Below are 1,198 nucleotides of genomic sequence, written 5' to 3'. Positions count from 1 at the left end.
GTCTGTGAGAGGTGCTGTCCCTTGCGGTGACCGGCCCTGGGGGCTGCCGGCCCGCACAGAGCCTCACAGGTAGTCCTCCAGCCTCCCCACCGTCAGCCCCTCCTCCTGGATTCTTCTCAGGAGGCGGGTCGTGCGGGTGCGCAGGGGTGGCCCGTCGAGGTCGTCGTCGGTGGCGGCGACCAGGAGGATGTCGCCGGGGCGCAGGGAGTGGGGGCCGTGGGTGAAGTGCAGGTCGGTCTCCTTCATCGACGCGCGCCACAGGACGACCGCCGAGACCCCGCAGTCGGCGGCGGCACGCAGGGTCGTGGTGTCGTACGCGCCGTAGGGCGGGCGGAAGAGGCGGGCGCGGACGCCGAAGCGGGCGTGGAGCTTGTCGCGCTGGCCGCAGATCTCCGCGCGCTGGGCCTGGTACGGCAGGCCGCGCAGCGGGGGGTGGTCCAGGGTGTGGTTCTCCAGGTCCGCGCCGGCCGACAGCAGGTGCCCGAAGTGCCCGTAGCCCGGCCCGATGACGCTGTCGGTGAGGAACATGCCGACCGGCAGCCGCAGTTCGCGGACCATGTCGACGAACCGCGGGTCCCGCTCGGCGCCGTCGTCGTAGGTGAGGAAGACGACCCGGTCGTCGGTGCGGACGTGGTCCAGGACCGGGGGCAGGGCGGAGTCCCGCGTGCTGAGGCGCAGCGGGCGGGCCGGCGGGTGCGGGGGCGGGGACAGCGGGGCCGCGAGGCCCCAGCGGCGGTACGGCTGCCCGGCGGCCGGTGCCTCGGGCCGTACCCGCTGTGCCGCCTTGCGGCCCAGCCGTTCGATCGGGTCGACGGAGGGCGCACAGCCGGCCAGGAGCAGCAGTGCGGCCGCGAGCAGGAGCGCGGCCGTGCGCCGGTGCCACGGCCGCAGCGTCACAGGTAGTCCTCCAGCCGGGCCACCGCGAACCCCTTGGCCGTCACGTAGTTCAGGAACCGGCGCATGTCGTCGGCCATCGTGCCGTTCCATTCCTTGCGGCCCCGGAAGTGGGTGAGGACGATGTCGCCGGGGCGCAGCCGCTGGTCTTCCTCGCGGAACTCCCAGTGGTCGACGAAGACCTCCTCGTTCCAGATCGGCGCGTACTTGATGCCGCAGGCCTTGGCGGCGGCCAGGGTGTCCTGGTTGTAGTTGCCGTAGGGCGGGCGCAGGAGCTCGGGGCGCTTGCCGAACTGGTCCTCCA

Annotated in this window: 2 protein-coding genes; both read right to left on the bottom strand. The window is 73.2% G+C overall.

Annotation, left to right across the window (positions count from 1 at the left end; all coding sequences use genetic code 11):
- Positions 1-63: 63 nt before the first annotated feature.
- Entirely contained in the window at positions 64-897 is an 834-nt protein-coding gene (locus ABZ484_RS38735; protein WP_358870640.1) for a polysaccharide deacetylase family protein, read from the bottom strand.
- Positions 894-1,198 (bottom strand): polysaccharide deacetylase family protein (locus ABZ484_RS38730; RefSeq protein ID WP_358870639.1); only part of this gene is annotated, 305 nt, incomplete at its 5' end. The genes ABZ484_RS38730 and ABZ484_RS38735, both read right to left, overlap by 4 nt.

The organism is Streptomyces sp. NPDC006393 (assembly GCF_040628575.1).
Lineage (GTDB): Bacteria > Actinomycetota > Actinomycetes > Streptomycetales > Streptomycetaceae > Streptomyces.
This window is presented reverse-complemented; position numbering and strand designations above follow the sequence as displayed.